We start from the raw sequence: 23,851 nt of genomic DNA, 5'->3' as shown, positions 1-23,851 counted from the left end.
GGCGCGGTGTGCGGCCGTTCCTCCGGCACTTCCCGCGGCGGATCGCGCGGCCGTTCCGGCGGTCCGCGTACGCAGCACCCTTCGAGGAGGAGCCATGCGTATCACCTATCCCGTGCCCGCGCAGACCTCGTCGGTCTTCGTCGTGGTCACCGACCGTACGCCGGCCGACCTTTCGTCGGTCGTGCCCTGGCGGATGCGCCCGGCCCATCGGCGGGGCGCGAGGGAGGCGCTCGGAACGCCCCGGCTGGCGCTGGAGGCGTTCCGCTCGGCCCGGTCTCCCTGGCGGCGGATGGACCTGGGCCGCGACGACCTGAAACAGGTGCGACGTGCTCGTCACCATGTGGTGGTGACGAGCACGGCACCTGTAGAGGAGCAACCCGAGGCCGCACAGGTCGCCCGGGCGGCCGCGCGGGCGGTCGCGGAGGCCTGCCACGGCACGCTGTACGACCCGCTTGTCGGCGGGGTGGTCTACCACTGCGCCGAGTGCCCGGGGGAGCGCGAGGACTTCGATCTCGGCGACGACTGGCTGGGCTGGAGGTTGTCGTGCGCGGACCCCGAGGCCGGATGCGCGCGCGGCGCCGCCCCCGGCGACGGGTTCGGCGACGGGTTTGGCACTGTCCCCGGTGACGGCACGAGTGACGGCAGGAGCGGCGGCCCTGGTGTGGGCACGGGTGACGGCGTCTGTCCCCGTGCCGGGGGTGTCGAGGGCGCTGTGGGCGCGGGCCCGGGCGGGTGCGCCTGTCTCGTCGCGCGGTCGCGGGGGCTGCGGCGCTTCGGGCTTCCGGAGATCACGCTGACCGGGCTCGCCTGTGTGCACAGCCTCTGCGCGGTCACCGCGCTGCGGACCGCCGCCGAAGCCCTGCTGGAGGGCCACCTCACGTGGCTCTCGACGAGCCCCCAGGCGCCCTTCCGCAGCATCGACCACCGCCTGCGCGTGGCCGGGGCCGAATACGCCGTGGTCTCGAGCGGGTGGGGGGAAGGCGGTCGGCTACATGCGGCGGGGGCGGATGCGGTCGTCTCGGGCGCGTGGGGCGAGGCCGAAGAGCGGCTGTATGTGGCCGGGGCCGAATACGCCGTGGTCTCGGGCGGGCAGGAGGAAGGCGAGCGGCTACGCGCGGCCGAGGCCGAGTCCGACACCTTACTTGGTTGGCCGGGCCTGGGGGACCTTCGGGTGCGGCTCATTCCGGAGGCCGCCGCTTGTTCCTGCCTCAGGCCCGGCCGGTCGAGCGGCCAGGACGGCGGAAACCGCCATCCTCACCACACGCCCGGCCTGCTGGTGGCCTGACCCGCGGAGCGCGCCCCGGCCGGCCGGGGCGGGGGCACCGTCACGTGGGCGCGGTCAGCCGGGCCGGACCGGTTGCGGTTCCTCCGCCGCCCGGCTGTCGAAGGCCGCCCGCGCGGCCTCGATCTCGCCGACGTGCGTCTCCGACCACATGCGGATGCCCTCCATCAGCACGACCAGGCTGTGCCCGAGGTCGCTCAGTTCGTACTCCACGCGGGGAGGAATCGTGGGATACATGGTCCGGACGACCATCCCGTCGCGCTCCATCGCGCGCAGCGTCTGGGTGAGGCTTTTCTGGGTGATCCCGTCGAGCCTGCGCCGCAGCGCGCCGAATCTGACCGGGCCGTCGCGCAGGGCGTCCACGAGCAGGCAGGTCCACTTGTTCGCGATGCTGTCCAGCACTTTACGGGAGGCGCAGTCGCGCAGATACGCGTCTGCCGCGCCCCGGGGACGCAGCCGTGACATGGTTTCCACAAGGTACCTATATACCGGAAAGGTGCCTTCTTTCGTTCGGATACGGAGTCGTCCACGCTTGATCGCGATGAGGGGGCCGCCGGGCACGCCGGACGGCGCCCCCGGCCAGTGTGGCAAGTGAGGAGAATGCGATGAGAGCAGTCACGCAGTCGGCCTTCGGAGAGCCGTCCGTCCTCCGGGTGACCGAGGTGGACCGGCCTGAGCCGGGGCCGGGACAGGTCCTGGTCAGGGTGGAGGCGGCGGCGTACAACCCCGTCGACGCCGCGGTCCGGGCGGGAGCCTTCCCGTTGCTCGGCGACCCGCCGTTCACCGTGGGGTGGGACGTGTCGGGAGTGGCGGAGGAGGCCGGGCCGGGGGTGTCCGCCTTCGCTCCGGGAGACGAGGTGCTCGGGCTGCTCGGCTTCCCCGCGGCCGGCAACGCGTACGCGGAGTACGTGCTCGCCTCGCCGAACGAGATCGTCCGCAGGCCGGTCGGCCTGACGGCACAGCAGGCGGCGGGGCTGCCGCTGGCCGGCCTCACCGCGTGGCAGGCACTGGTCGGCATCGCCCGGGTCCAGGAAGGCGACCGGGTGCTCGTCCACCGCGCCGCCGGGGGTGTGGGGCACCTGGCGGTGCAGATCGCCAAGGCGCGCGGGGCGTACGTCGTCGGCACCGCCCGGGCGGACAAGCACGAGTTCCTGCGTGGTCTGGGCGCCGACGCCCTGATCGACTACACCAAGGAGGACTTCGTCACGGCCGCTGGGCCGGTGGACGTCGTCTTCGACCTGGTGGGTGGTGAGTACGGACAGCGCTCGGCGGCGGCACTGCGGCCGGGGGGCCTGCTGGTCTCGGCACTGGGCGGAAACCCGGGCATCACCCCAGAGGAGGCGGCCGCGCTCGGCGTCCGGCTGCAGGTCGTCTCCGTGCGTCCATCGGCGCACGATCTGGCAGAGCTGACCTCGCTCGTCGAGGCGGGACGGCTCACGGTTCACGTGGATCTGACCGTGCCCCTGGCGGAGGCGGCGAAGGCCCACGAGCAGGGGCAGGCCGGCCGGACCACCGGGAAGATCGTGCTGGTCCCCTGACCGATCGACGGGAGCGCGGCGACTGGGGTGGGAACATCAGGATGGTTTTCGGACGTCTGTGAGATGTGACTGCTTTTGGTGCGATCGATGACGAGATCCGTGACGCGAGGGATCGCGCCCGCCGCCGGGACCAGCTCATGCGGCAGCGTGCGACCCTTCTCAACCAGATCGAGGAGGTCCGTGGTGTGCTGGTGGACCTGGAACGGCAGCTCGCCAAGGAGGACCGGGACGTCGCCAAACTGGAGCAGGGCGGCTTCGCCGCCTTCCTGGCCGGTCTGACCGGGAACAAGGAGGAGCGCCTCGCCCGGGAACGGGCCGAGGCGGTGGCGGCCCGCCAGCGGGTCGGCGGACAGCGGTCCCGCCTGGAGTGGCTGAGTGGCGACCTGCGCACCGCCGACCAGTCGCTCGCGGAGCTCGGCAACCCCCACTACGAGCTGGAGGTTCTGCTCGCGCGGAAGGAACGGATGCTGGTCGAGTCGGGCGATCCGCGCGGGCGGGAGCTCTCCGACATCGCCGCCCGGCTCGCGGACGTGACCGCCGACCTGCGCGAGCACGACGAGGCGCGGCAGGCGGGGGCCGCCGCGGGCCAGGCGGTCGGCTACGTCCTGCGGCACCTCGGGAGCGCGCGGGGTGCCTCGACCTGGGACATGTTCAGCGGCGGCGGCTTCGCCGACATGGTCGAGCACGGGCACCTGCGGCAGGCCGACGAGGCGGCCTGGCACGCGCAGGGCGCGCTCGACCGGTTCTCGCGGGAGCTCGCCGACGTCGGCGTGACCGCCGCGCCCCAGCTGCCGAAGGTCGACACCCGCTGGTTCGCCGACGTCTTCTTCGACAACATCATCACCGACGCCATCAAGCACCAGCGGATCGCCCGTACGGGGGAGGCGGTGCGCGAGGTCGCCGAATGGGTGGGGGGAATGGTCGGCGAACTGTCCGCCCGCTGCGGTCACCTGGCCCGGGAGCAGGAGTCCCTCGCCCGCCGCCGCGAGGAGCTCCTCAGCTCCTGAGCTCCTGCCCCCCCCCGGCCCGCCGGCTCCCGACCTCCCGCCCGGGACGACCGGTGCCTACCGGCGAACGGGCACGGGGGAGGAGCGGCGGCCTTTCCGGGCTCGCACCCGGATGCGAGCATGCTCGGGTGAGCGGAGGAGGAACGGAGATGGCCGGCAGTGTCACGGCGGTGAGCCGGAGCGCGACCCACACCTTCAGCAAGGCGCCCCTGGAGTTGGTCAGGCTGCTGCCCGGCCTGGGAGTGGAGGGGGACGCCCACTCTGGGGCGACGGTCAAACATCGGTCGCGGGTCGCCCGCGATCCGAGCCGGCCCAACCTCCGCCAGGTGCATCTGGTCCCCGCCGAACTGCACGACGAGTTGCGTGACGCGGGCTTCGCCGTACGGGCGGGGGACATGGGGGAGAACGTCACGACCAGGGGCGTCGACCTGCTCGGGCTGCCCACCGGGACGCGGCTGCACCTCGGCGAGTCGGCCGTCGTGGAGGTGACCGGCCTGCGCAACCCCTGCGGTCAGCTCAACGGCCTCCAGGACGGGCTGATGAAGGCCGTGCTGGGCCGGGACGAGGACGGCAACCTGGTGCGCAAGGCGGGGATCATGGGCGTGGTCGTGACGGGCGGCGAGGTCCGGCCGGGCGACCCGATCCGCGTCGAGTTGCCCGCCGGGCCCCACCACCCCCTGCAGCCGGTCTGACGCCCTTCAAGGATCGCGTCCGGCCGGCCCGGCACCCTGCGGGCTCACGCCCGGCCGCCGGGCCTCACCACAAAGCGGCGGAGGGCTGTTCAGAGGATGTCGGCGAAGCGGCCGACCTGGTCCGGGTCGCGCCCGTGGCAGTACAGCATGACCTCGTCGGCGCCGAGGTCCTCGAACCGCGCGATCGCCTCGCGGATCTCGGCCGGGGTGGTGCGCATCCCGGCGACCATGTGGTCCGCGGCCTCCGTGAACCGGTAGTAGGCGGCCATGGCCCGGCGCGCCTCCTCGATCACGTCCTCGGGCCCGAGCGCGGCGTTGACCTGGGCGACCATGCGCGGGGCGCCGTCCCGCCCGTGCTCCCGCCACGCCGTACGGACGGTGTCGAACAGCGGACCGGCCCAGGAGGGCGCGGCGGCGCAGAGGAAGCCGTCACCCCATCGGGCGACCCGCCGGAGCGCGGCGGGCTTGAATCCGCCGAAGAGGACCTCCGGGCCGCCCGGACGGGCGGGCGCCGGGCCGATGGGACCGGCCCCCTCCCCGTACGGCTCGCCGGCCCAGACACGGCGCAGGACCGCCATCTGCGCGTCGAGACGGCGGCCCCGCGTGCGGATGTCGGTGCCCGCGGCGTGGTGGTCGTCCTCGCGGCCGCCGACGCCCAGCCCGAGGACCAGACGTCCGCCGGAGAGGCGGTCGAGGGTCGCGGCCTGCTTGGCGAGCAGGGCGGTCTCGCGCAGCGGCGCGAGGAGCACCTCGGTCTGCACCCGGACGCGTGAGGTGGCGCCGGCGAGCACGGCGAGGGCGACCAGCGGTTCGGGATTGCCGTAGACCAGACGGTCCAGCAGGCCGAGGGTGGTGAAGGGACCGGCGTCGGCGCGCCGGGCCCAGTCGAGCAGGGATTCGGGATCGGTGACGGGCAGGCCGAGACCCACGTTCAACACAGTTGCCTCCGAGAGGGCATGCGGACAGAACGTGCCGCCCCCTCAGGGCCTTCGCGATACGCTCCCCGTTCTGCGGCGTACTTCTGGGGGAGTGCCCGGTTCAGAGTGGCCCGACTTTACGACCTGCGCGGTCCGCCGGGCAAGCTCGTTCCGCCGGTCAGTGGCCGTGCTCGTCGTGGTCGTGATCGTGGTCGTGGTCGTCCTCGTCTTCCAGCATGCCGTCCGACGGCTCGACCCCGAGCATCGCCTCCCGCGGTTCGACCTCGGTGACGTGCTCGACCAGGCCGAGCACGTGGTCGGGCTCGATCAGCCACTGCAGGGCCGCCGCGCCCGTCTCGTCGGAGTTGACCAGTTCGATCTGCTCCTGCCGCTCGGCGTCGTCCAGTTCGGCCTGGGGGTCGCGGATCTCGGCGAGCGCCGCCGCCTGCAGCGCGTCCACGTCGAGGACCTCGACCACCAGGTCGACGGTGAGCCGCAGATAGCGACCGGTGTCCGTTCCATCGCTCATGGTGGTGATCCTATCGGTGGGCCGTCACGGCAGCTTCCAGTCCACCGGAGTTCCGCCCTGCTGCTCCAGAAGGGCGTTGGCCCGGCTGAACGGGCGGGAGCCGAAGAAGCCGCTGCGGGCCGACAGCGGGCTCGGGTGGGCCGACTCGACGCACGGCACCTGCCCGAGCATGGGGCGCAGGTTGCGGGCGTCCCGGCCCCACAGGATCGCGACGAGTGGGCCGCCGCGCTCGACCAGGGCGGTGATGGCCCGCTCGGTCACCTCTTCCCAGCCCTTGCCCCGGTGGCTGGCGGGCTTGCCCGGCATCACGGTCAGCACCCTGTTGAGCAGGAGCACGCCCTGCTCGGTCCACGGGGTGAGGTCGCCGTTCGACGGCAGGGGATGGCCGAGGTCGGCCGTGTACTCCTTGTAGATGTTGACCAGGCTGCCCGGCAGCGGCCGCACGTCCGGGGCCACGGAGAAGCTCAGGCCGACGGGGTGGCCGGGGGTGGGGTAGGGGTCCTGGCCGACGATCAGCACCCGGACCTCGCTCAGCGGCTGCCGGAAGGCGCGGAGGACGTTGTCCCCCGCCGGGAGATACTGCCTGCCCTCCGCGATCTCCTGCCTGAGGAAGTCGCCCATGGCGGCGATGCGCCCGGCCACGGGTGCGAGAGCCTCGGCCCATCCGGTTTCCACGAGTTCCTGCAACGGACGTCCTGACATGTCCGCGGACTCTATCGGCTTTTCCGGCCCCGTACGGCCCGGCGGCGGAAAGATCGGATGCCCGCCTACCCCCGTGAAGCGGGCATCCGACGTTCTTCTCGTACAGCCTGCCACAGATGGGACGTTTCCCCGGTATGCCGACCTGATGCGGAGGTTCCGGAGGCCCCCGAGGGGGCCTCCGGCCGGCCCTATTTGACCGAACCCGCGAGCATGCCTTGCACGAAGTACCGCTGGAAGGCGAAGAACAGCACCAGCGGGACGAGGAGCGACAGGAACGCGCCCGGCGCGAGGATGTCCACGTTCGTGCCGAACTGCCGCATCTGGGATTGCAGTGCCTTCGTCATCGGCTGGTTGTCGGTGTCGGCGAACACCAGCGCGACGAGCAGGTCGTTCCACACCCACAGGAACTGGAAGATGCCGAGCGACGCGATCGCGGGCTTGGCCAGCGGGAACACCACAGTGACGAAGATCCGCCACTCCGGCGCGCCGTCCATCCGCGCCGCCTCAAGCAGTTCGCGCGGGATGCCCGCGAAGAAGTTGCGCAGCAGGAAGATGGCGAACGGCAGGCCGAACGCCACGTGGAACAGCACGACCCCGAGGATCGAGCCGAAGATCCCCAGGAGGCCGTACAACTTGGCGATGGGGATCAGCGCGATCTGCACGGGGACGACCAGCAGGGCGATGACCACGAGGAAGACCGTGTCCCTGCCGGGGAACTCGATCCAGGCGAACGCGTACGCCGCCATGGCGGCGATGCCGATCACCAGCAGGGTCGCGGGCACCGTGATCAGCACGGTGTTCCAGAACGACGCGCCGAAGCCCGACGCGAGCAGGTTCGAGTAGTTCTCGAAGGTGAGCTGCGCCGGCTTGGTGAACAGCGTCCACCAGCCCGACGAGTTGTTGTCGGTCTCGCCGCGCAGCGACACGACGAGCAGGCCCAGGGTCGGGAGCAGCCAGAACAACGCGATCAGGATCAGGAAGACCTGGACCAGGCCGCCGCCCAGGCGGTCGGCGATCCGGGACACCGCTCCCCGGCGGATCGCGGAGGCGGGGTTCGGCTCGATGGCCGGCTCGGCCACGGTCGTCATCGCTCGTCCCTCCTGAACCGGCGGATGTTGAAGATCATGAAGGGCACCACCAGCAGGAGCAGGAAGATCGACAGCGCGCTTCCCATGCCCTGGTTGCCGCCGCCGCCGAACGAGACGCGCCACATCTCCAGCGCGATCACGTTGGCCTGTGGCTGCACCGAGCCGGGAGCGATGATGAACACCAGGTCGAAGACCTTCAGCACGTTGATGATCATCGTCACGAAGACGACCAGTAGGACCGGCGCGAGCAGGGGGACGGTGATCCTGCGGAACACCTGCCACTCGGTCGCGCCGTCGATGCGGGCCGCCTCCAGGGCGTCGCGCGGGATCGCCGAGAGGCCCGCGGCGATGAGCACCATCGCGAAACCGGCCCACACCCAGATGTACGCGCCGATGATCGCGGGAGTGATCAGCGACGGCCCCAGCCAGGTGATGCCGTTGAAGGGCGCGGCGAAGTTCGACTGCGGCAGCCGTACGTCGTAGGACCCGGCGGGCAGGCCGGCGAAGCGGAACGTGCCGTCGGCGGCCGTCTCGGTCGTCGCCTTGACCACCCCGCCGGAGACCGCCTCGACCGTCACGCCGGCGAGGCCCTTCTCCTGCGGGTCGACCTGGTTGAGCGTGCCCCCGCCGCCGCGCACGACGTCGAGCCACACGGTGCCGCTCAGGCCGTCCCCGCCGGTGGCGGCCTTGGCGGGCGCGGCGTCCTTGACCGCGTCCTGGTTCAGGCCGACGAGTGGGATCAGCACCGGTGTCCCCGCCTGCGCGGGCTGCCGGGTCACCACCGCGCCGCCCTTCGCGACCGCCGGGGCCTGGTCGTTGTCCCGGGGCCGGGCGCCGGGATAGCCGGCGCTGGAGGAGAACGCGTCGTGGACGGTGGTGATGATGGCGTTGGCGACGCCCTTGTCCGGGTCCTGCTCGTAGACGAGGCGGAAGATGACGCCCGCCGCGAGCAGGGAGACGGCCATCGGCATGAACAGCACGAGCTTGAACGCCGTCGACCACCGGATGCGCTCGGTGAGCACCGCGAAGATCAGGCCGAGCACCGTGACGATGACGGGGGCCACCACGACCCAGATGATGTTGTTCCTGATCGTGGTGAGCGTCCCGGAGTCGGTGAAGATCGAGATGTAGTTGCGCAGCCCGACGAAGGTGCCGCCGGTCGCGTCGAACAGGCTGCGCCAGATCGAGTAGACCAGCGGATAGATCATCCACGCGGCGAGCAGCAGCACCGCGGGCAGCAGGAACATCACCGCCAGCTTCGGCGACGGCCCCAGCCGCGCGGGCGGGGACGTCGCCGTGCCCGCCGTGGCGACGGCGCCGGGCGGGGCGGGGGTCGGGAAGCCCGCCGCCGCGGGGCCCGCGGGCGGCTCCGCCGGGGCCGGGTCGACGGAGCCCTGGGTGGGCTCCGCGGGGGTGTCGTGCGGTCCGGAGGAGGCCCCGGCGGCGGAGTCGTCGCCGCCGGCGGCCTGCGGGCCGTCCAACCGTTCGGTCACGGCCGTCCCCCCTCTACTTCTTGAAGGCCTTGGCGGCGTCGGCCTCGAGCTTCTCCTGCGCACCCTTCACGTCGGAGGGGTTGCGGAGGAAGTCCTGCAGGTCCTTCCACTCGCCCTTGCCGTCGGTGCCGCCGAAGGCGCTGGGGGCGAGGTCGGACATGTCGTACCGCACCGACTCACCGGCCGAGATGATCGTCTGGGCGAGCTGCTTGGTGAGGTCGTCGGGGTAGTTGTCGGGGGAGACGTTACGGTTGGGGGAGAGGTAACCGGGCTGCTTGGCCCAGACCTCGCCGCCCTCCTTGCTGGCCAGGAACTCCAGCAGCGCCATCGCGCCCTTGGTGTCCTTCATCGCCACGCCGACGTCGCCGCCGAGCACGACGGGGGCGGTGTCGCCCGCCTTGGGGAACGGCATGATCTTGGCGTCCTCGCCGACCTTCGCGCCCGACTGCCCGACGGAGGCGGCGACGAAGTCGGCCTCGATGACCATCGCGGCCTTCTTCTGGCCGTACACCTGGGTGACGCAGGTCGGGAAGTCGGTCTGCAGTGCGCCGGACGAGCCGCCGAGCATGAACTCCTTCTTGCCGAAGATCTGCGCCATCTTCTCCAGGGCCGTCTTGACCGAGGCGTCGGTCCACGGGATCTCGTGCTTGGCCAGCTTGTCGTAGTTCTCCGGGCCGGCGGACGAGAGGTAGACGTTCTCGAACAGGTCGGTGAGCGTCCAGCCGGAGGCCCCGCACAGGGCGAACGGCGCGACGCCGGAGTCGCTCAGCGTCTGGGCGTTCTTGATCAGGTCGTCCCAGGTGGACGCGGGCTGCGCCCCGGCGTCGTCGAAGGCGCCCTGGCGGTACCAGATGAGCGACTTGTGCGCCGCCTTGACGAGCACGCCGTAGACCTGGCCCTTGGCCGAGCCGAGATCCTTCCAGTACGGCGTGTAGTTCTGGTCGATCTGCGCCTGCACCTCGGGGCTCAGCGGCTTCAGCGCGTTCTCGTCGGCGTACTGCTGCACGAGGCCGGGCTGGGGCAGGATCGCGACGTCCGGAGGGTTGCCGCCCTCGATGCGGGGGCCGAGGTAGGCGCCGGTGTCCTCACCGGTGGAGGCGTAGGTGACGGTGGCGCCGGTCTTCTCCTCGAACGCCTTCAGCACCTTCTCGAAGTTGGCCTGCTCGTCGCCGGTCCACTTCGCGGCGATCTCGATCTTCTCTCCCTCCAGGGGCTTGGCGCCCCCGGCGGCCGGCGCGCTGCCCGAGGCGGCCGGGGCGTTGCCGGAGCCGGTGTCGCCGCCGGAGTCGCTGCCACACGCGGCGGCGGCGGCGAGAGCGAGGCACGCGACCATGATGGGGGGAAGTTTCCGCATATCTATCTATCCTCCGGGCTGGATGACCTCGCCGAGCCCCTGTTTCAGGTCGGCGACGGTCTCGTCTACGGGTTTGGCGAGTGCGAGCGCGCCGGACACGGCGCTGGAGATGACCAGGCTGACCTGGTTGTAGTCGGCGGTGACCGGCCTCGGCCGTGCCGAGAGGATGGCCTCCTTGAGCACGGGCAGGTAGGGGAACCGCCTGATGAGCTCCGGGTCGTCGTACAGATCCGCCCAGACCGGGGGGAACGACCCCTCGGTGAGGACGAGCCGTTCGTTGTCCCGGCCGGTGAAGTAGCGGATGAAGTCGAGGGCCGACTTCTGCCGCTTGGAGAAGGCGCTGACGGCGAGGTTGTAGCCGCCGAGCGAGCTGGACCCGGGCCCGTCCAGGCCGGGCAGCCGGGTGACCGCGAACTTCCCGGCGAGCCGGGAGTGCGTGGCCGGGCCGTACGCGTGGGGCCAGTTGCGGGCGAACAGCAGCCGCCCCTCCTGGAAGGCGAGCCGCGACTCCTCTTCCTTGTACGTCAGCGCCTCGCGGGGGATCCACCCCTCCGTGACGCCGCCGACGAGGAAGCCGAGCGCGGCCCGCGCGCTGCCGAGGTCCATCGTGACCGTGCGGGCGTCCGGGCTGAGGATGGACCCGCCCGCCGACTGCACGGCCTCGGCGAAGTTGACGGTCAGTCCCTCGTACGGCAGGAACTGCCCGGCGTATCCCCCGATGTGATACTTCGCGCCCAGGCGCCTGGCCTGGTCGCGCAGTTCCGCCCAGGTTCTGGGCGGCTTGAGGTGCTCCTTCTTCAGGATGTCGGACCGGTAGTAGAGCAACCCGGCGTTGCTCGTGTACGGCGCCGCCCACAGCCGGTCGCGGTAGATCGCGGTGTCCGCGACCCCCCCGAGCAGCTTGTCGAGGGGGAACAGGCTGCGGTCGAGCGGCACGATCCACCCGGCGTCGGCGAACTCGGCCGTCCACATCACGTCGAGCGCGAGCACGTCGTACACGTCGTTGCGGGCCTGCAGGTTCGCCACCATCTGGGCGCGCTGCTCGTCGGACGCCTCGGGCAGTTCGAGCAGCGTGACCCGCTCGTCCGGGTGGCCCTGGTTCCACCGGTCCAGCAACGGGCGGAGGTAGGCGGTGGTGTCCCGGCCGATCGCGAGCGTGATCGGCCCGGTGCCCCCGGTGCCGGTCGTGGGGCCGGCGCCGGTGTCCGTGAGCCCCGCGCATCCGGCCACCAGGAAGGCGGCCAGGACGGCGACGGCTCGGCGAACCATATGGCCTCCGCGTGAAAAACCGGTTACATACGTGTTAGGTAGGTGCATGCATGTTATGCATAGCGATAATGTGACCGTCAACGGATGGGCGGGTAACGCTCCGGTAACTGCTCCGACGGTCTGGGGGTGGGCGCGTGCGGCAGGCGCTGCTGGCGCTCCTGGCGAAGGAACCTGCCCATGGTTACGAGCTCAAACAGGCTCTTGAGTCGATTTTCGGCATCGCCTATCCCTCGCCCAACATCGGCCAGATCTACGTGACGCTGGGCCGGCTGGAGAAGGACGGGTACGTCCGCGCGGTCGACGTGGAGCAGGCCAACCGGCCGAACAAGAAGGTCTACTACATCACCGCGGCCGGGCGGGAGGCGCTGGAGACCTGGGTGGACGAGCCCACCGAGGGTCCCCGGGTCCGCGACGAGTTCTTCATGAAGCTCGTGCTCGCCCCGCTGACCGGCCTGGCCGACCGCATGGCCCTGGTGAACCGGCAGCGCCGGCACTACCTTTCGCTCATGAGAGACCTGGGTGAGCTGGCCGAGGCGGCCGAGCGGACCGATCCGGCCAACCGCGCGTCCCTCCTGCTCATCGAGGGCGCGATGCTCCACCTGCAGGCCGACCTCGACTGGCTGGAGCGCTGCCAGGAGGAGCTGCAGTGACCCCGCGGCGGCACGCGGGCGAGGCGGCGGCGCGACGCGGTTAGGGTGAGCGGTATGTCGGACACACCCGTCGTCCGGGTGGTCAACCTGGTCAAGATCTATCAGACCGGCGGGCTGCCCGTGCCGGCCGTACGCGGGGTCGACCTGACGGTCGAGGCGGGGGAGTTCGTCGCGATCACCGGGCCGTCCGGGTCGGGCAAGTCCACCCTGGTCCACATGATCGGCGGCCTGGACACGCGGTCGAGCGGTGAGATCTGGCTGGAGGGCAGGCGGGCCGACACGCTGTCGGAGAGCGGCTGGGCGGTCCTGCGCCGGGAGCAGATCGGGTTCGTGTTCCAGTTCTTCAACCTCGTGGGCAACATGACCGTGGCCGACAATGTCGAGCTTCCCGCGCTGCTCGGCGGCGCCTCGCCCCGGCACGCCCGCGAGCGGCGCGAGTACCTCCTCGGCGAGCTGGGCCTGGCCGACCGGGCGGACGCCGCGCCCGCGCAGCTCAGCGGGGGCGAGCAGCAGCGGGTGGCGCTGGCCCGCGCGCTCGCCAACCAGCCCCGGCTGCTGCTCGCCGACGAGCCCACCGGCAACCTCGACAGCCGCAACACCCGTGACGTGCTGCGCCTGCTCGGCCGGGTGCACCGCCAGGGGCAGACGATCGTGCTGGTCACCCACGACGCCCGCGTCGCGAGCATGGCCGACCGCGTCGTCAGCCTGCTCGACGGCCAGATCGTCGACGACGGCGCCATCCCCCGCGTGCGCCGCCGGCCCGCCGGCGGGGCCGGGGACGTCGTCGAACTCCGGAGCTGAACCGGATGCGCTTCGGCAGCCACGAGACGACCGCGAGGGGGTGACCTGACCGTGCCGAGGAGCGCGGAGCTGCGCTGGATCCGCGCGGACCTGCGGGCCCGCCGGGGCCAGGCGGGCCTCACGGTGCTCGCGGTCGCGGGCATCGTCACCGCACTGATCGTCGCGGCCACGCTGCTGGAGGGCGGCACCAACCCCTGGCGGGGCCTGTTCGAGCGCGGCCACGGCGCGCACATCTGGATCCACAGCAAGGACGTCCCCGACGTGTCGGCCCTGCGCGGCCTGCCCGGTGTGACCGACGTGGCCGGGCCGTACCGCAGCGCGCCCGCCACGCTCGCCACCGGCGGCCGGCGCGTGCCGATCACCCTGCGGGAGACGCCGGCCGCCTTCACCTCCGTGGCGCGCCCGCTGCCGCGCGAGGGACGCTGGCTCGACCCGCGCGCCCCGGACGGCGTGGTCGTCGAGCGGTCGTTCGCCCGCGCCCTCGGCCTGCGGCCCGGCAGCCCGTTCACCGTCACCGGCCTGAACGGCGCGACCCACCGGCTGACCGTCGCCGGGCTGGCCGAGAGTGGCGACCAGGGCTTCTACCCCGAGTGGACCCCCGGCCTGGCCTGGACGCTCGGCCAGACCCTCGACGTCGTGGAGCCCGCGCCCGGCCGTACGGAGGCCGTGACCGGGCTGCGCCTCGCCGACCCCGCCGACACCGACCTCGTCGTCCAGCGGGCCGTCTTCACGCTGCGCAACCAGGTGCAGCGGGTGACGACCTGGCGCGAGGTGCGCGCCTCGATGGAGCTGGACGACCGGCTGCTCGGCCTGCTGCTCGCGCTGTTCGGCGTCGCCGGCCTGGTCGCCGCCGCGCTGGCGCTCGCCAATGCGGCCGGCGGCCGGGTGCTGACCCAGCTGCGCGACATCGCCACACTCAAGTCGCTCGGGTTCACCCGGGGCCAGGTCGTCCGGATGCTCCTCGCCGAGCACGGCACGCTGGGGCTGCTCGGCATCGCCCTCGGCGTGCTCGCCGCCCGGCTGGTCACGGCGTACGCGATGGGGGAGACGGTCGCGGTGCCGCTGTCGGCCGGGCCCCTCGCGGCGATCGTCGCGGGGACCGCGCTGGCGGTGCTGGTGGCGGTCCTGGTCCCGGCCTGGCGCGGCGGGCGCGTCCCGCCGCTCCCGGCCGCCCCCGCCGCGCCGCCGCGCGGGCGCCTGTCCCGGCTGGCCCGGGTCGCCCTGCTCGTACGGCTGCCGCCCGCGCTCGTCCTCGGCGCCAGGGACGCCTTCACGCGCAGGACGCCCGCCGCGCTCACGGCCTGCGGGGTGGCCCTGCCGATGATGCTCATCACGATCGGGCTCGGCTGCTGGGCGACGCTGGACGACTTCGGCCGCCACCCGGAGAGCGTGGGACAGGCCGCGGCGCTGAGCATCCGGCCGGGCGACATGACCGCCGAGGAGGCCCGGCAGCGGGTGATGGCCGACCCCGACGTGGTCGCGGCGTATCCGGGGGCCGAACTCGACGCGCTCGTGCCCTGGCAGACGAGGACCGTGCGGACCCGCGCCCTCGGCCTCTCCTCCGACCCGTACCCCTTCCCGGTGGTGGAGGGCCGCATGTTCGCCGACCGGGGCGAGGCGGTGGCCGGCCAGGGACTGCTCGACCTGCTCGGCGTACGGGTCGGCGACCGGGTCCGGATGACGATCGGCGGCACGCCGCTGATCGTGCGGATCGTGGGCCGGGTGATCGAGCCCGAGCAGGACGGCGAGGTGTTGTCGTTCGGGCTGGACAGCCTGGCGGCCAAGGACGCGCTGCCACCCGGGTTCTACGCCCTGGTGCTGCGGCCGGGCGCCGACGCGGCGCAGGTGCGGGCCCGGCTGCAGGAGCAGGGGCTGGAGGTGACCCGGGCGGTGAACCCGGCCGAGCGGCTGGCGGTCGTCCGGGTGATCATCGTCGCGCTGGTCGTCGTGCTGGCCCTGATCGGGCTGGCCAACCTGCTCACGGCCAGCGCCCTCGGCCTACGCGACCACGTCCTCGACCTCGCGGTGCTCAAGGCCATGGGCCTCACCCCCCGCCAGGTCACGGCCACCCTGGTCACCGCCGCCGGCCTGCCGGCCGCGGTGGGGGTCGTGGCCGGGGCCGCGGCGGGGGCGTTCTGGTCGCGGGCGCTGATCGACCTGGAGGGCCGTGGCAGCGGCGTCGGGGCGGGCATCGGCCGCGCGCCCACCCCCGGGATGCTCGCCGCCGCCCTCCTGATCGCGATCGGCGCCGCGTCGCTGGTGGCGCTGATCCCCGCCCGCCGGGCGGCGCGGGCCCGGGTGCCCGTCACCGCCCGCTGAGCGTACGGCTCAGGCCTCCAAGATCCCGGTGCCGGGGGCCCGGCGCAGCGACAGCCAGTAGAAGCCGTACCCCGGCAGCGTGAGCAGGTAGGGCAGGTCGCCGATCGTGGGGAAGGCGACCCCGCCGCGGCACTCGACCGGGACGACCCCCGCGAAGCGCCGCAGGTCGAGCTCGACCGGCTGGGCGAAGCGCGACAGGTTGTTGACGCACAGGACCACGTCGTCGCCCTCCTCCCGCAGGAAGGCCAGCACACTCGGGTTCGGCGACCACAGCTCGGTGTAGGCGCCGGTGCCGAAGATCGGGTGCTCACGCCGGATCTGCAGCATCCGCCGGGTGAAGTGGAGGAGCGACGACTCGCTCTTGATCTGGGCCTCCACGTTGACCGCCTGGTAGCCGTACACCGGGTCCATGACCACGGGCAGGTACAGCCGTCCGGGGTCGGCCTCGGAGAACCCGGCGTTGCGGTCGGGGGTCCACTGCATCGGCGTGCGGACCGCGTCGCGGTCCTCCAGCCAGATGTTGTCGCCCATGCCGATCTCGTCGCCGTAGTACATGACCGGCGAGCCCGGCATGCTGAGCAGCAGCGCGGTGAACAGCTCGATCTGGTCCCTGTCGTTGTCCAGCAGGGGGGCCAGGCGCCGCCGGATACCCAGGTACGCGCGCATGCGCGGGTCCTTGGCGTACTCGGCGTGCATGTAGTCGCGCTCCTCCTCCGTCACGGTTTCGAGCGTCAGCTCGTCGTGGTTGCGGAGGAAGATGCCCCACTGGGCGCTTTCCGGCAGCTTGGGGGTCCGCGACATGATCTCGGAGATCGGCTCGCGGCTCTGCCGGCGTACGGCCATGAAGATCCGCGGCATCAGCGGGAAGTGGAAGGCCATGTGGCACTCGTCGCCGCCGCGGGTGGGGTCGCCGAAGTACTCGACCACGTCCTCGGGCCAGCCGTTGGCCTCGGCCAGCAGCACCCGGTCGGGGTAGATCCGGTCCACCTCGGCGCGGATGCTCTTGAGGTAGGCGTGCGTCTCCGGCAGTCCGGCGCAGGAGGTGCCCTCGCGCTCGAACAGGTACGGCACCGCGTCCAGCCGGAACCCGTCCACGCCGAGGTCGAGCCAGAAGCGGATGACCTCCATCATCGCCGCCTGGACGGCCGGGTTGTCGTAGTTCAGGTCGGGCTGGTGGTGGAAGAACCGGTGCCAGTAGTACTGCTTGCGCACCGGGTCGTACGTCCAGTTCGACTCCTCGGTGCCCACGAAGACGATCGGGACGCCGGAGTACTTGGTGGGATCGTCCGACCAGACGTAGAAGTCGCCGTACGGGCCGTCGGGGTCGGTGCGGGACGCCTGGAACCACGGGTGCTGGTCGCTGGTGTGGTTCATGACGAGGTCGGTGATGACCCGCAGGCCCCGCTCGTGGGCCGCCTCGATCAGCTTCACGAAGTCGCCGAGGTCGCCGAACTCCGGAAGGAGCTTGAGGTAGTCGGCGATGTCGTATCCGCCGTCCCTGAGCGGGGACTGGTAGAGCGGGAGCAGCCAGAGGCAGTCGACGCCCAGCCAGGAGAGGTAGTCGAGCTTCTCGGTCAGTCCGCGCAGGTCGCCGGTGCCGTCGCCGTTGGAGTCCTTGAAGCCGCGTACGAGCACCTCGTAGAAGACCGCGCGCTTGTACCAGCGGGGGTCCTGCGAGGCGAAGTCGGTGATCTCCGGGAGATCGCCGGACGACCCGGGAACCGGGTCAGGGCAGGGCGCAGCAGCGTTCATCAGGTTCTCGCTTGAGGAAAGAAGGGCGCGTGGTCAGGTCACACCCGAGCTTTTAAGCTCACGCCGTGTTGTTTGGCTGTAGTTGGCCAAAACTACCATCGGCCTAGACCTGACTGGAAAGCCTGACACCCCCCTAACATGCGGTTTTTACCTGCTTACGGGTGATCACGGACGGCGATCACAACCCGTCTTTCCGAACTGTGCGGAGCCGTAACCCCTACGAGGGCGGGCCCCTATTGCGGGGTGGGGACGGTTGTCACGGGGCGGGGACGGCGGCCGCGGGCCGGAGGCTCCAGGGCGGCGTGAGGTCGCCGAGCAGGTCCTCGTAGTCGGCGAGCCACGCTCCGAACGCCACCAGCGCCCGCAGCCAGAACCGCGAGTTCCACGAGCCGAAAGCGGTCAGCGCGTCCGGCCCGGCGGCGACCGCCTCCAGCATCTGGGGCGACATCAGGCCCGGGATTTCCGTGGCTTTGACCAGCATTCGGTGGTTCCACTCGCGAGCGGCCGGGCCGTTCGAGCGCAGCGGCACCCGGCGGTTCGGCAGCAGCGGCGTGTTCGTGGACGGCAGCGCGGCCACCCGGGGGTTGGCGGCCCGCAGGACCTCCCGGTAGAACTTCCCGCCCTCCTTGGCCGCGACCGGCACCGACAGCGCCGCGTCGAAGAACTCCGGGTGCAGGAACGGGAAGACCGGGGTGGCCTCGGGGCCGACGAGGTTGACGGGGGAGCGGGCGATGCCCCGCACGGTGCGGGTGTGGAGCACGCTCAGCGGCAGTTCGGCCCGGTGGCCGTGCAGCATCGAGGTCGCCCGGGTGAAAGCCGCGCCCACCCGGTCGTCCATCCACGCGGCGGCCTGCTCGCCCAGCACGGGGATGTGGGCGTCGCCGGTCGCCAGCGCCTTCAGCAGCGCCGCGCGGCGGGACGCGCCGGTCCCCGCGCCGACGGCGTCCGCCGTGATCAGGAAGTTCTTCATCAGCGGGCCGCCCGCGAGGCCGTCCACCAGCGCCCGGCCCGCCCCGTGCACCTCCCTGGCAAAGGGGGAGTACCAGGCGTGGTGGCTGGTGAGGTACTCCAGGCGGCGGGCCGCCCACAGCGCCTCCTCGGGATACCTCTCCGGGAACTGCGGGACGATCCGGTGGGGGATGCCCAGCTCACGGGTGATGTAGCGGGCGAAGTCGATGTCGTGGTCCAGGCCGTCGTCGGGGCTGGTGGTCCACGACTCGACGTCCATCTTCCGGGCCATCGCCACGCTGGCCAGCAGCCGCGAGTCGTACCCGCCGCTCACCGGCACCAGCACCCGCTCGTACGGCGCGAGCGCGTCGTGCAGCAAGGTGACCAGGTCGCCGGCCGTCACACCGCGGTCGACCGGCTCCTCCCGCACCCAGCGCGGCGCGCGCCGGTCGACGCGCAGCGTGCGCTCCCGCCGCGACCAGGCCAGCGCGGTCGCGCCGGGCAGGCGCCGGATCTGGCGGTACGGCGTGTCCTCCAGCAGCGGATAGGTCAGCCGGAGGATCGCCGCCCACGCGTCCCAGTTCACCTCGTACGGCCGCCGGGCCAGCGCGAGGAGAGGCTCGATGAGCGAGGAGAAGTAGACCGCGTCCCCGTCCGCGAGGTAGTAGACGTCGATCAGGCCCAGCCCGCCGGTGTGCAGGACCACCGTCTCCGGGCCGTCCACCAGCCCCGGGGTCTCGTACGTCTCCGCGACCCGCAGCCACGCGTTCGCGCCCGGCGCGGCCTCCGGCCGCCGGCCCTCCCAGGCGTACGCGGTCGCCTCGGGGCCCGACGCGTACGGCGCCAGGGGGGCGGAGGCGAGCAGCGCGGCCTCGGGTGCGGCGTGCACGGCCTGGACGGCGGGCCCCGACCGTGCCAGCAGGTCCAGCCTGGCCTGCTCGTAGGGCCCGACGGCCCCGCAGACGTACGGCCTGGCCTGGAATCGTGGCCACTCACCCTTGCGCACGGTTTGCCCTCCCTTGAACCGCAGCCGAGTCTACGGACCTCCCGGCCCCGGGGCACCGGAACCCATCCCACCGGCGCCAGGCCCGCCGGCAGGGGAGAGCGCCGACGATTTCGGATGCGCCAATCCGAAAATGCAAGTATCGGAGATGCGGGCGATTCGCGCTCGTGACCCGATCGCATCACGGAGCGTGCTATTCCAAATGTGCTGCCGCATCTATGGTGGACACGGCAAACAAGTGCAAATCACTGTCGAGAACTGAGCCGGCGTTTGCGGAAGGGCGGTGTCGCTTCCCTGTGAAAGTTCTTGCCGCCGGGGCCATCGCGGCCGGGTCCATGGGCATGGCGGTCCTCGGACTCGGCTTCTCGCGAGGATGGTTCATCCAGGGTGGGGGAGGTTTCTGTTCCTCTCCCGGCAGGTTGACTCCGGCGCCGGTCGCGGAGCAGCTGCTTTCCACACATCCGGAGGGGGTCAGGGAGAAGGAGAGCGAGTACAGCGGCTGTGACGGCGACGATGAGTACGTCTACGTCGGGCGTAGCTATGTTCTGACCGATGACGGGGCGGACGTCCTCTCCTTCTATCGGGAGGTCTCTTCGCGGGACGGATGGCGCACCGTCGATGTGGGGGAAGGCTCGTCGACATCGGATGGGCAGAGTCTGTGCCTGACCAAGGCGATAACGGGCGGTGCGGCTTTCGCCTCCATCAAGTCGCCCGATGTCGCTGGAAACAGAGCAGGCAGCGAATATGACGTGACGGTCTCGGCAGTCCGTGGAGAATGGTCGGCAGACGGGGGTGTGCTGTGCTGAGGATGAGGTGAGGTGAGGTTCTGGGCCGACGGATTCGCAGGCGTACGACCCTGGCGAGGGCAGCGCTCAGCGGGGTTCTGATGGCGGGCATGCTGGGCTGTTCACCGTGGGTGGACGGGAAAGCGGGGATCGGCGTCGACGAGGCGGGGAACCTCCTCCTGGTCCTCGCGTGGTGCGGAACCGGGCCGAACGTGGCGGTCGTCTATCACAAGCGCGAGTCCGGAGAGACTGTGGACGACGCTCGTTACGAGGCATCGAAGCCGCAAGGCCGATATGCGGCCTTCCGCCTCGACGCACCCTCGGGAGGGTGGAAGGCCACTCAGGGACCGCTGGAACTCGACCCGGCGATCACCTATACGGCTGCCGGAGGCAATGGGGACACCGTCACCACGACCGGCTCTGTGGACTTCGGAGTCGGTGACGCGGCCAAGCTCAAGCCCGGCCTGGTCCTGGTCCAGCAGTACGACGACCATAAGGAGCAGGTCGTGGACGTGGTCATTCCCGTGGAACAGTTCCAGCGATCCGCCCAGCGCCCCGAGAACTGTAAGTGACCTTCATGGAGAGGTCCTGGCTTGGACCGGCCGTCAGATCTGCCACAGGGCGCTGACCGGCACCGCGCGGATGCGAGAACCGAAGGGGAGGGTCTGCGTGCCGGTGTAGAGGACTACGCCAGCCACGGAAGTCGTCGGCGCTTACGGTCGAGGACGCCTGACCTCGACGCCGACGACGCGACTCTTCCGGTGCCGTTCAACTTGCCTTTTGGAAGGGCTGGAACTGCACGCTGAGCCGTACTTCGAGTGCTTCGGCGAGGCGTTCCAAGAGGGGAATGGTCGGCATGGTGCCACCGGCCTCGAAGCGGGCGACCGCAGGTTGTTTGAGTCCTGCCCGATCTGCCAGCTCCGTCTGTGTCAGGCCGAGCTCCTCGCGACGTCGCCGCACCGCGTCGCCGAGTTCGTAGCGGAGGCGAGCGGCCTCGTAGGCGGCTCCGGCACCGGGGCGATTCATGATCTCTGCGCGCTTGTCCGACCATGCCGTGCGCTCACCCATGTCGATCACTCCTCGTCTGCTGTGTGAGCTTCCGCGATACAACGCCGCATGGCCCGTACAGCTCGCTCGATCTCGGCTGTCTCCCGCATCCGCTGCTTACGGAAGACCGTGAGCAGGATGATGCGTCTTCCCGGAGCGATCCAGTAGGTAACGCGAACCGCGTCTCGGGAGAGATGGAATCGAAGTTCTCTCAGCTTGCCGCACAACTGCCGGGTGTACGGCTCGTCGAGAAGCACGCCCCGCTCGGCCAGGAGATCGACATAGAAGACGGCGGTCTCCTGGTCGTCCTGGTTGAGGGAGTCGAACCACTCGTCGACTTCGGGTTCCAGTTCCACCTCTCCCCACTTCATAACATGGACGTTATAAGGCAGGCAAGCGTCGTGTCTCTTGGTTGGTCAAGCAGGTCAAGATCCTTTTCTGTTCGACTGGTCGCCGGCACGGTGGGTGGAGCGGCAAGGTGCCGGGATCGGCGGGGTCGCGCCTCCGGCTGAGAATGATCAGGGGGTTCTGCGAATATTGTGACTTGCGTCCTGATGGCCTACCGCGGAGTCACCCCTTATGAGCGAGCTGAGCGAACCGGCAGCCGGACAGCCTGAGCGGAGCGACCCGGCGGTGCTGCGGCGGGCGCTGGCGGAGGCGGTGGAACAGGCGGCCAACGCGGCGGAGCTCACCCGGCTGATCGGCGACTACCAGCGGCGGCTGGAGGAGGTGGCGCGCGCGGAGGCCGAGGCCGTGACCAAGACGCGCGAGGCCGAGGCGCGGCTGAAGACGGCGGAGCGGCAGAACCGGCAACTTGCCAAGCAACTCGCCGAGCAGCGCTACCAGACCGAGGTCGCCAACTGGAAGCTCGCCTCGCTCCAGGACAGCCGGTGGAGCAAGCTCGGCGACGCGATCCACAGCAAGAACCCCGGCTCGGTGGCCAAGACGCTGAAGACGCCGATCAGGAAGCGCCCGGCGCCCAGGCGCTCGGACTTCAAGCCGGAGATCCCCGTCGTCGAGGAGGCGAAGGCCATCCCGGCCGAGCCCCAGCCGAAGCCCCCGCAGGTCTCTACGCCGCTCGCCGAGCACTTCGTGGTCCCCAAGGGGCCGACGGCACGGCCGTACATGACGGTCGCCGCGATCGTCGACCGGCAGACCGAGGCGCTGCTGCGGTACGAGTGGCGGCTGGTGACCAACTTCGGCCCGGACAACTGGGAGGCCATGCTCGACCAGCAGCGGCCGCACGTGCTGTTCGTCGAGTCCGTACGGCCCGGCCCGCGGCAGGGCAACGGCGGACGCTGGCTGGAGGCGCTGGCCGGCGAGACGCGGGCGCTGCGCGATCTGGTGGCGGCCTGCCGCAAGCGGGGGATCAAGACGGTCTTCTGGCACTCCGGAGGCGCGGTGTCGCGGGGGGTCCCGGCGGCCGAGCACTTCGAGTGGGTGCTGACCACCACCGAGGCCCGGGCCCGCGAGTGGCGCGCGGCGCTGCGGCACGACCGGGTCGGCGTGCTCCCGCACGCGATCCAGCCCCGGGTGCACAACCCCATCCCCGCCGAGGGCGGCCGAACGGGGGAGATCGTCACCCTCGGCACCGTCACCCCTCCCGCCGACGGATCGGCCGCTTGGAGGCCGCTGGCCGGCCAGGGCGACGACGAGACGGCGTACGACGACGTGCTGACGGCCTACCGGCAGCCGGCCCTGGTGATCGCGGGCGCCGACGCCGAGCCGCGGACGATAGGAGAGGTCACGGCCTGCGGCACCCCGGTGCTCCAGGTGCGGGCCGGGGCCAAGGGCGAGGAGATCGTCGCGGCGGCCGAGATGTTCATGGCCGACACCGAGCGGCTGGCCAGGGAGGCGCACCTCGCCTGGCGGGCCGGCGCCGGCGTGACGCCGCTGCTCGACCCGATCCTCGACACGCTCGGCGTGCCCAGCGTGCGGGGCAGCGGCGTGATCACGGCGGTCGCCGCGGTCGCCGGTCAGGCCGAGCTCGACCACCTGCTCGCCCAGGTGGCCCGCCAGATCGACCGGCCCGGCCAGATCGTGATCGTCGCGGAGGGCTTGGACGCCGGGCTGGTGGACAAGACCGTCCGCCAGGTGTGCCCCGGCCTCGACGTCGTGGTCCGCGTCACCGAGGAGCCGATCACCCGGGGCGCCGCCCTCGACCGCGCGGTCCGGCTGGCCGACGGCGACCACGTGGCGGTGCTCGACCCCAGAGACCTGTACGGCGAGCACTACCTGGCCGACCTCGTCCGGCACTTCGCCTCCACCGACGCCGAGGTGCTCGGGAAGGCGTCCTTCTACGCGCACGTGCCCGCCACTGGGGCGACGCTGCTGCGCCAGCCGGGGGCCGAGCACCGGTTCCTGCCGGAGGTCGCCGGGGGCACCGTCCTGGCCCGCCGCCAGACCCTCACCGACCTCGGCCTCGCCGACGTCTCGGAGGAGTGGGGCGAGGTCCTGATGCGGCAGTGCCGTACGGACGGGGTGCGGGTCTACTCGGCCGACCGCTACTCCTACGTCTGCGTCCGCGACTCGGCGGAGGGCGCGCTGCTCTCCTCGGCGCGCATGGAGGGGTACGTCCCGGCCGAGCCCCTCGCCCTCCTGCTCTGATCACACCCGAACCCGGCGTTAGGCTGGCCGCGATGACCACCGCGAGCCCTGCAGAACGGGACCACGGG

Annotated in this window: 21 protein-coding genes and 1 pseudogene; 10 read left to right on the top strand and 12 right to left on the bottom strand. The window is 71.5% G+C overall.

Translation table 11 applies throughout. The annotated features are described in order from the left end of the window. Nucleotides 1-94 precede the first annotated feature (94 nt). The gene (locus tag Mam01_RS19290; RefSeq protein WP_204286664.1) at nt 95-1,285 is read left to right on the top strand and encodes a hypothetical protein; all 1,191 of its coding nucleotides are present in this window, start codon (nt 95-97) and stop codon (nt 1,283-1,285) included. 54 nt (nt 1,286-1,339) lie between these two features. Here the strand turns inward: Mam01_RS19290 and Mam01_RS19285 are convergent, their stop codons facing one another. Next, on the bottom strand, nt 1,340-1,747 hold the full coding sequence (locus Mam01_RS19285; RefSeq protein ID WP_204286663.1) for a winged helix-turn-helix transcriptional regulator: 408 nt from the start codon (nt 1,745-1,747) through the stop codon (nt 1,340-1,342). Nucleotides 1,748-1,887: 140 nt separating this feature from the next. On the opposite strand from Mam01_RS19285, the gene Mam01_RS19280 reads away from it, so the two are divergent. The 3 genes from Mam01_RS19280 (at nt 1,888) to Mam01_RS19270 (ending at nt 4,519) form a co-directional block, all read left to right on the top strand. Further along, nucleotides 1,888-2,820, top strand: a complete 933-nt coding sequence (locus tag Mam01_RS19280; RefSeq protein ID WP_204286662.1) for an NADP-dependent oxidoreductase — start codon at nt 1,888-1,890, stop codon at nt 2,818-2,820. Between the two features lie 137 nt (nt 2,821-2,957). Further along, nucleotides 2,958-3,827, top strand: coding sequence for a hypothetical protein (locus Mam01_RS19275; protein WP_204286661.1), 870 nt, complete (start codon nt 2,958-2,960; stop codon nt 3,825-3,827). A 149-nt stretch (nt 3,828-3,976) separates the two neighbouring features. After that, complete coding sequence (locus tag Mam01_RS19270; protein ID WP_204286660.1) at nt 3,977-4,519, top strand: MOSC domain-containing protein; 543 nt, start codon at nt 3,977-3,979, stop codon at nt 4,517-4,519. A gap of 89 nt (nt 4,520-4,608) precedes the next feature. On the opposite strand, the pseudogene Mam01_RS19265 reads toward Mam01_RS19270, so the two are convergent. The 7 genes and pseudogenes from Mam01_RS19265 to Mam01_RS19235 all read right to left on the bottom strand — a co-directional run. Then, nucleotides 4,609-5,475: pseudogene (locus Mam01_RS19265) on the bottom strand (LLM class flavin-dependent oxidoreductase); the annotation flags it as partial. A 139-nt stretch (nt 5,476-5,614) separates the two neighbouring features. Continuing rightward, nucleotides 5,615-5,965, bottom strand: coding sequence for a hypothetical protein (locus Mam01_RS19260; RefSeq protein WP_204286658.1), 351 nt, complete (start codon nt 5,963-5,965; stop codon nt 5,615-5,617). A 24-nt stretch (nt 5,966-5,989) separates the two neighbouring features. Continuing rightward, the gene (locus Mam01_RS19255) at nt 5,990-6,667 is read right to left on the bottom strand and encodes a uracil-DNA glycosylase (protein ID WP_204286657.1); all 678 of its coding nucleotides are present in this window, start codon (nt 6,665-6,667) and stop codon (nt 5,990-5,992) included. A gap of 188 nt (nt 6,668-6,855) precedes the next feature. Next, nucleotides 6,856-7,755, bottom strand: a complete 900-nt coding sequence (locus Mam01_RS19250) for a carbohydrate ABC transporter permease (RefSeq protein WP_150939501.1) — start codon at nt 7,753-7,755, stop codon at nt 6,856-6,858. Beyond that, complete coding sequence (locus tag Mam01_RS19245; protein ID WP_204286722.1) at nt 7,752-9,002, bottom strand: ABC transporter permease; 1,251 nt, start codon at nt 9,000-9,002, stop codon at nt 7,752-7,754. Before Mam01_RS19245 ends, Mam01_RS19250 begins: the two co-directional genes overlap by 4 nt. 259 nt (nt 9,003-9,261) lie before the next feature. Next, nucleotides 9,262-10,602: an ABC transporter substrate-binding protein gene (locus Mam01_RS19240; RefSeq protein WP_150939499.1), complete on the bottom strand. Its 1,341-nt coding sequence runs from the start codon at nt 10,600-10,602 to the stop codon at nt 9,262-9,264. 6 nt (nt 10,603-10,608) lie between these two features. Then, nucleotides 10,609-11,871: an ABC transporter substrate-binding protein gene (locus Mam01_RS19235; protein ID WP_204286656.1), complete on the bottom strand. Its 1,263-nt coding sequence runs from the start codon at nt 11,869-11,871 to the stop codon at nt 10,609-10,611. 134 nt (nt 11,872-12,005) lie between these two features. Between Mam01_RS19235 and Mam01_RS19230 the strand changes: the two genes are divergently transcribed. The 3 genes from Mam01_RS19230 to Mam01_RS19220 are packed head-to-tail and all read left to right on the top strand — an operon-like array spanning nt 12,006 to nt 15,641. Next, nucleotides 12,006-12,521 carry a PadR family transcriptional regulator gene (locus Mam01_RS19230; protein WP_204286655.1) on the top strand — a complete coding sequence of 172 codons (516 nt, stop codon included), beginning with the start codon at nt 12,006-12,008 and terminating at the stop codon, nt 12,519-12,521. A gap of 54 nt (nt 12,522-12,575) precedes the next feature. Then, nucleotides 12,576-13,322 carry an ABC transporter ATP-binding protein gene (locus Mam01_RS19225; protein ID WP_204286654.1) on the top strand — a complete coding sequence of 249 codons (747 nt, stop codon included), beginning with the start codon at nt 12,576-12,578 and terminating at the stop codon, nt 13,320-13,322. 51 nt (nt 13,323-13,373) lie between these two features. After that, nucleotides 13,374-15,641 (top strand): FtsX-like permease family protein, encoded by a 2,268-nt coding sequence (locus Mam01_RS19220; protein ID WP_239101431.1) that lies wholly within the window; start codon nt 13,374-13,376, stop codon nt 15,639-15,641. A 9-nt stretch (nt 15,642-15,650) separates the two neighbouring features. Here the strand turns inward: Mam01_RS19220 and treS are convergent, their stop codons facing one another. Together treS and Mam01_RS19210 are read right to left on the bottom strand one after the other, a co-directional pair. After that, nucleotides 15,651-17,393, bottom strand: a complete 1,743-nt coding sequence (gene treS / locus Mam01_RS19215; protein ID WP_204286653.1) for a maltose alpha-D-glucosyltransferase — start codon at nt 17,391-17,393, stop codon at nt 15,651-15,653. A 256-nt stretch (nt 17,394-17,649) separates the two neighbouring features. Further along, a complete protein-coding gene (locus tag Mam01_RS19210) occupies nt 17,650-19,347 on the bottom strand; it encodes an asparagine synthetase B family protein (protein ID WP_204286652.1) in 1,698 nt (565 codons plus the stop codon). Nucleotides 19,348-19,562: 215 nt separating this feature from the next. Between Mam01_RS19210 and Mam01_RS19205 the strand changes: the two genes are divergently transcribed. Both Mam01_RS19205 and Mam01_RS19200 read left to right on the top strand, forming a co-directional pair. Beyond that, nucleotides 19,563-20,150, top strand: a complete 588-nt coding sequence (locus Mam01_RS19205; RefSeq protein ID WP_204286651.1) for a hypothetical protein — start codon at nt 19,563-19,565, stop codon at nt 20,148-20,150. Nucleotides 20,151-20,230: 80 nt separating this feature from the next. Then, nucleotides 20,231-20,701 carry a hypothetical protein gene (locus tag Mam01_RS19200; protein ID WP_204286650.1) on the top strand — a complete coding sequence of 157 codons (471 nt, stop codon included), beginning with the start codon at nt 20,231-20,233 and terminating at the stop codon, nt 20,699-20,701. Between the two features lie 196 nt (nt 20,702-20,897). Here Mam01_RS19200 and Mam01_RS19195 read toward each other — a convergent pair whose 3' ends face one another. Both Mam01_RS19195 and Mam01_RS19190 read right to left on the bottom strand, forming a co-directional pair. Continuing rightward, nucleotides 20,898-21,197 carry a helix-turn-helix domain-containing protein gene (locus tag Mam01_RS19195; RefSeq protein ID WP_204286649.1) on the bottom strand — a complete coding sequence of 100 codons (300 nt, stop codon included), beginning with the start codon at nt 21,195-21,197 and terminating at the stop codon, nt 20,898-20,900. Between the two features lie 5 nt (nt 21,198-21,202). After that, entirely contained in the window at nt 21,203-21,547 is a 345-nt protein-coding gene (locus Mam01_RS19190) for a type II toxin-antitoxin system RelE/ParE family toxin (protein ID WP_204286648.1), read from the bottom strand. A gap of 208 nt (nt 21,548-21,755) precedes the next feature. Between Mam01_RS19190 and Mam01_RS19185 the strand changes: the two genes are divergently transcribed. Further along, nucleotides 21,756-23,783: a glycosyltransferase family A protein gene (locus Mam01_RS19185; protein ID WP_204286647.1), complete on the top strand. Its 2,028-nt coding sequence runs from the start codon at nt 21,756-21,758 to the stop codon at nt 23,781-23,783. Nucleotides 23,784-23,851 lie beyond the last annotated feature (68 nt).

The organism is Microbispora amethystogenes, from assembly GCF_016863015.1.
In the GTDB taxonomy this organism is placed as follows: Bacteria; Actinomycetota; Actinomycetes; order Streptosporangiales; family Streptosporangiaceae; genus Microbispora; species Microbispora amethystogenes.
Note: the sequence above shows the minus strand (reverse complement) of the source record. Positions and strands in the feature narration are given on the sequence as shown.